Source organism: Ruegeria marisflavi (assembly GCF_025673445.1).
Classification (GTDB): domain Bacteria; phylum Pseudomonadota; class Alphaproteobacteria; order Rhodobacterales; family Rhodobacteraceae; genus Ruegeria_B; species Ruegeria_B marisflavi.
Genome location: NZ_JAOVQN010000051.1, coordinates 1 through 5,537, shown reverse-complemented (window position 1 = coordinate 5,537; position 5,537 = coordinate 1). Strand labels below are relative to the sequence as shown.

Annotated in this window: 3 protein-coding genes and 2 pseudogenes; 3 read left to right on the top strand and 2 right to left on the bottom strand. The window is 54.4% G+C overall.

The window, feature by feature from the left end; all coding sequences use genetic code 11:
• The first annotated feature begins 222 nt into the window (after nt 1–222).
• The gene (locus OEZ49_RS22770) at nt 223–1,338 is read left to right on the top strand and encodes a linear amide C-N hydrolase (protein ID WP_263390437.1); all 1,116 of its coding nucleotides are present in this window, start codon (nt 223–225) and stop codon (nt 1,336–1,338) included.
• A gap of 99 nt (nt 1,339–1,437) precedes the next feature.
• Nucleotides 1,438–2,382, top strand: a complete 945-nt coding sequence (locus OEZ49_RS22765; protein WP_263390436.1) for a cation transporter — start codon at nt 1,438–1,440, stop codon at nt 2,380–2,382.
• Between the two features lie 15 nt (nt 2,383–2,397).
• Here OEZ49_RS22765 and OEZ49_RS22760 read toward each other — a convergent pair whose 3' ends face one another.
• The gene (locus OEZ49_RS22760) at nt 2,398–3,294 is read right to left on the bottom strand and encodes a SphA family protein (protein ID WP_263390435.1); all 897 of its coding nucleotides are present in this window, start codon (nt 3,292–3,294) and stop codon (nt 2,398–2,400) included.
• A gap of 301 nt (nt 3,295–3,595) precedes the next feature.
• Here OEZ49_RS22760 and OEZ49_RS22750 point away from each other — a divergent pair.
• Nucleotides 3,596–5,336 (top strand): annotated as a pseudogene (locus tag OEZ49_RS22750) (amidohydrolase).
• Nucleotides 5,337–5,409: 73 nt separating this feature from the next.
• Here the strand turns inward: OEZ49_RS22750 and OEZ49_RS22745 are convergent.
• A pseudogene (locus OEZ49_RS22745) lies at nt 5,410–5,537 on the bottom strand (IS6 family transposase); the annotation flags it as partial.

The following is a 5,537-nucleotide window of genomic DNA, read 5'->3' as shown; positions in this document are numbered from 1 at the left end:
CATTCAGACCTCCCTTTTGGGAGTTTGAATCAGAACCTAGACCAGATGGGAATCCTGAATCTCAACAGACCCTAGTCGAGGACCACAATTTGTCCCCACGACTGAACTTGCCTCGGCAACCGTATCATTACTGTTGCATACATTTCGGGCGCGGCTGAGGGCGGCTATCTCTGGCTCATCGACAACACGAACAGCAACTCTTCAAGCCAAAGGAAAAACCCAATGTTTAACCGGACCCGCTCTTCCCGCCGCTCTTTGAAATCAACCGCTGCAACCGCAATCATGGCACTTGTCATGTCCTCAACGGCCATGTCTGCCGTCGCTTGCACACGCTACATCGCTCAAACCGATCACGGTGCCATTGTCATGCGCTCAGTGGACTGGGGTGAAAAGCTTGGTGCAGTCGGCCATGTTCACCCGGTCGGTGAAGCCCGGCGTACTTCCGATGTAGACCAGTACGGCAAAGCGGCAGAATGGAGCGTCAAGTACCACACGGTCGCCATGGAAGAGCACGAGTTGTTTCATGGCGCGTCGGTTGAGGCCATCAATGACCAGGGCCTGAGTGCGATGGGCCTCTATCAAAACAACCCGAAACCGTTCAATGAACTGCACAGCGACAAAGGTTTCCCAGCAGTATCGCTGAGCGACTTCACCGCATTTGTGGCGGAAAACTATGCAACCGTCGCCGAAGTTCTGGAAGCTCATGAAAAAGGGGAGTTCCAGATCGCTTGGGGATCGAAAATGCGTGGCAGCGACACCTATCACGGTGTTCACTTCTCTGTCGTCGACAAAAGCGGCGACATCGCCCTGTTCCAGTTGAACGAAGGCGGTACCGAAGTCGTTCACATTGGTGACGCGGCCTCTGATTTGCGGGTCATGACAAACAGCCCTCTTCAGCAGGATCACCGGGAATACGTTGAGCAATTCGATCTTTCGAACAATCGTCTGGGCGCCGACTTGCCTTCGACCATCGGTTCGCTTGACCGCAATCTGCGACTGCTCTGGTCGAGCCAGTATCAGGACTACAGCGGCAAATCCTACGATCAGACGATGGGGCAAATCCAGATGGCTTTTGACAACGCGGTTCTGGTTCCGCACGGAATCGAAGATCCGGCCGACAACGGCTCCTCGGCCACTTACGCAACCTGGATCTCGTTCCGCTACAATCTGGACAATGGTGAAATCACGACCCGCAGCCTGGAAACGGCGAAGGAGATCACGTTCACTCTTGAAGATACCAAAGCGTATGGCGGTCCTGTCTGTGCCGATTTGATCCAGCAAGCGGACAGCGGGAAGGCAACCGTTACATGGGGCTCTTGTAACGGCGCCGCATCCTAAGAAAGTTGCATAGGGACAGGGTCGTTTCTGATAGTTGGAAACGATCCTTTCTCGATGCGAACCCCTCCACTTCGATCCGCTACCATATCGGTGATGCAAATGACCCACCCATCTGATCCAACTCAATCCCTGGAAAGCCGGGCTCTGCGAGCGGGCATGGCGGGGAATTTGTTCATGGGGGCGGCCGGAGTTCTGGCCGCCTACCTCTCGAATTCACAAGCCATTCTGGTAGACGGGCTCTTCTCGCTTGTTGGTTTTTTTGCAGCTTTGATCGGGACGCGCATTTCACGCAATGCGCAACGCCAGCCCGACAAATATCGCCCGTTTGGTTATGCCGGGGACGAAGCACTGTTTTCCACCTTCCGAGCGATGTCGCTGTTGGGGCTTGTGTTGTTTGCAATGGTCAGCGCCGCGATGAACATCGTGTCCTATGCAAATGGCGCCCCTCCAACAGAGCTTCTGTTTGCGCCCATGGCTGTCTACTTTCTTGTCGTTGGATCAACCAGCTTCGGCCTTTGGTTCTCGCACCAGCGGGCTTGGAGGCGGACCCGGAAGACAAGTGAAATTCTGAGACTTGAGGGAAAGGCAGCCGCCTTTGACGGAATTATCACACTGGCTGCGGCCGTCGGGTTGTTTGCAGTCCACTATTTCCGCGACGGAGTATTGGCTCCCATCGCTCCTGTCGGAGACTCCTTGATCGTTCTGGCCCTGTGTTCAACGGTGATTGTGCAATATTATAAGGACTTTACGGTGGGGTTGGGCGAACTGGCAGGAGTTACCGCCCGGCCGCAAGCCGTCGCAAAGGTTCGTCGTGCAATTCGCCAAACAATCAAGCTTCACAATGGTTTGCTTGTCGATCTGTCTGTGTCGAAACTCGGACGTCTGCACACCGTTGTCGTGTACTTCGATCCACAGGGGACCACGACCGCTGAACAGATCGACAAGCTGACCCATGAGCTTCAACGCGACATAGAAAGGGAATTTGTACACGTCGAGGTAATTGTGGTCGTAAGCAAACACGGTCGCGTTTTGCCAAGAACCTGACGTCCAAGTAGGGTTTCAGAAGGCGTAGGCCAGAGACAGAAGAGCTGTCACGCCTTCGGTCGAATTCCTGTTGTCAAAGTCCTTGCCGACGCGCGAAGCGATCTGGAAGCCTGGCAAAGCTTTGGGTTTCCAGACGACCTCGGCACCGATGATGTTGATCCGATACTTGCCCGGGTCTCCACCAGGTGTTCCGGATTGTCGCGATACCTGGAATGAAGTGGCCGCAGCCAAACCGAGAGATACGCCCTTGGCGACTTCCTTGCCGAAGGCGGCTTCAATTGAAAGCACGTCACCGGGGCGGATATTTGTCGTTTCTTGACGCCCAAAAGTTTCAAAGCGCGCCTGAAGCGTTGCCGACCAGGGAAGCTCGGTTTGCTGTCTCCATGTCGTGCCCGCATAGAACATGTGGCTCCACAAGCCCTTGCCGGTGTTTTGGGCCCCTCCAGCCTGAAATCTCCCTGTAGGCGCCCAGAACGTATAGGATACTTGTGTGTGCCAGGCTCCATTGTGCCATCCCAACCCAAGGGGGCTGATGACAGTGTCACCGATTTGATAAGCGGTCCTTGCGCCGGGTGCTGGACGCAGCACTTGGTCGCGATAGGTCAAAACAAGGCCGTATGAATAATCCCCGCCAAGGATCTGCACATCGGGAACAACGGTTTTGAAGGCAAGTCGCATCGCATGGACCGACGTGCCGCCAACACCGAGGTCATTGCCGTTTCCATCCACAAAACGATCGATGCTGTAAGATATCCAACCATTCTCCACGATGCGCGTTCCTTGTGGAGGCATGATTGCCGATGTCTGCCCCAATCCTCCTCCAAGCCCGTAGTTTCCAGAGATGGGAACTTGGGCCTTGGCTGTGACGGGTTCGACCAAAACCAGGGCAAGGAGCAACAGAGGTTGGATCAAACTCCGGGTTCGATCTGCCAGGCAGCGTTTGTTTAACCACATTGTTTTTGATCCCTTGCCACTTTCCCTGATCAGACTCGCGGGCCGAAACTGCTCTGTCAAGGGAACAGTACCCGTTCGATTGAGCTCCCGATGAAGTGACTCCTGGTTGGTTTTAAAAGCATCAACGTGTTTGCCAATCCGGGCTGTAGATATCTGTTAACATTGAAACTTTTCACCCAGATTTGCTGGTGCCTTGAATCGATGATGGCATTTTGGAATCTCTCACATATGATGAAATGAATAACAGGGGAGACACGAGATGAAGATGATTACAGCCAGCGTTCTTGCGCTTTGTGCCAGCCTTGCTCATGCCCAGGATGCCGCAGACCTGGTTTTGAAAAATGCTTTTGTCCTGACAATGGACAAGGAAAATCCCGAGGCACAAGCCGTTGCAGTGCGAGGCAATCAGATCGTGTATGTTGGGGACGTGGGCGGTGTGGAAAGCTTAACTGGCGAGAACACCGAAGTTCTTGACCTGACCGGCAAGATGGTGCTCCCCGGCTATGTCAGCGCCCACGACCATGTTCTTGGCTCCGCGTGGTCGACACTAGGCGTCGATCTGAATGCGGCAAAAGACAAAGAAGAAACACTGCAGATGCTGCGGGACTACGTGGCGGAAAACCCGGATCTGCCGATCGTTGTCGGCCAAGGATACAATGCAACCCTTATGGGGGGGGGCGCCGACTGCCGCTGAGTTGGATGAAATCATCCCCGACAAGATCGCGATTATCATCGACTTCACCATTCACGATGCCTGGCTGAACACCAAGGCGCTCGAAGCAGGAAACATCACCAAAGATACGCCGGACCCGGTGCCGGGGGTTACTTACTGGATCAGGGATGACGACGGAAACCCGTTGGGCGTCGGCAAGGAAGGATCGTGGTTCCCTGTCTATACGAAAGTCGCTTGGGAACCCGAGCGAATGATCGAGGAAAGCCGCGAAAAACTTCAACCACAAGTGGTCGCAGGCGGCACAACAACAGCACTGATTCCTGGTGTTGTCACTCCGAACTTCACAAACGCACCCGGCATGTTCGATGATTTGGAGATTTCCATGAAGGTGCTTGAAAAAGCGCTCGCCGACGGTGATTTGCCAGTGCGAACATTTGTTCAGCCGGCCTACAAGGACGCGACCGCCGATCCGGTTGAATTTGCGGCACGGGCACGTGCAATGGCCGACAAATACAACGGTGACTTGTTTCGCGTACATGGCATCAAGTTACACCCCGAAGGAACCTGGAGTGCCGGCGCGGTTCTGATGCTGGAGCCGTTCGAGGGAACAGACAATATCGGCATTTCGGCGGTAAAACCGGATCAGATGAAAGAGGTCGTCAAGGCCGCAAACGACCAAGGTCTAGATGTTTTTGCCCATGTTGAAGGGTCGGGCACTGTGCGTGGAATGATTGACGCGATCCTTGCGTCGCGCGTCTCCGGCAACACGGACGAGCGCAATGCGCTGCATCACTATCAGATCGTACATCCTGATGACCAGCAACGCATGATCGACAACAGCATTCCGGTAAACATCACCCCGATTTTTTCGGTGGATTGGGCTGGGCAGGACCAGGACTTTCTCAGCATGTTGGGTGACACGCGGACGAACGAGCGTGTTTCTCAATACAGGCCACTGGCCGATGCCGGGGTCAGCGTCAGCCTTGCAGGAGATTACCCGTCCGCGCCGATGTCGACCAACAGCATGCTCTATCAGATCTACACAGCGGTTACGTTCAAGAACCCCCTTGATCCCGAGAACTCCAGGAAATTCCCAAATGGAGCTGAACCGCTGGACCTGATGCAGGCAATTGAAGCTGTAACAATTAACCCTGCATGGCAACTAAGAATGGAAGACAAGCTTGGCTCTCTGGAAGTCGGCAAACTGGCCGATATCGTGATCCTGGACAGGAACATTCTGGATTTGGACAATCCCGAAGAACTCCTGACGACAAAAGTTCAGGCAACGATCATGGATGGCCAATTCCGTCATCGTGTCGGACTGTGAGTTCGGGGATGTCGGACAGGGGAGTTGTCAGACAGATTCTAGCTGGTCTCAGTTTGCCACGAACCAAAGGAACTTAGGCGGCGCAAAGCTGACGCCACTCGGCGAGAGCAGCGGCGCGGTTCGACTTGAAATTCTGTCGGCTGGTGAGGCTGCGCTCCGAGTTGAAATGGTTGAAGACCGAGGCGTGGACGGAAGCAAATT

What these genes read in the sequence shown, in the direction of transcription:
- OEZ49_RS22765 (WP_263390436.1), top strand. Translation starts at nt 1,438, where the DNA reads ATGACCCACCCATCTGATCCAACTCAATCCCTGGAAAGCCGGGCTCTG.
- OEZ49_RS22770 (WP_263390437.1), top strand. Translation starts at nt 223, where the DNA reads ATGTTTAACCGGACCCGCTCTTCCCGCCGCTCTTTGAAATCAACCGCT.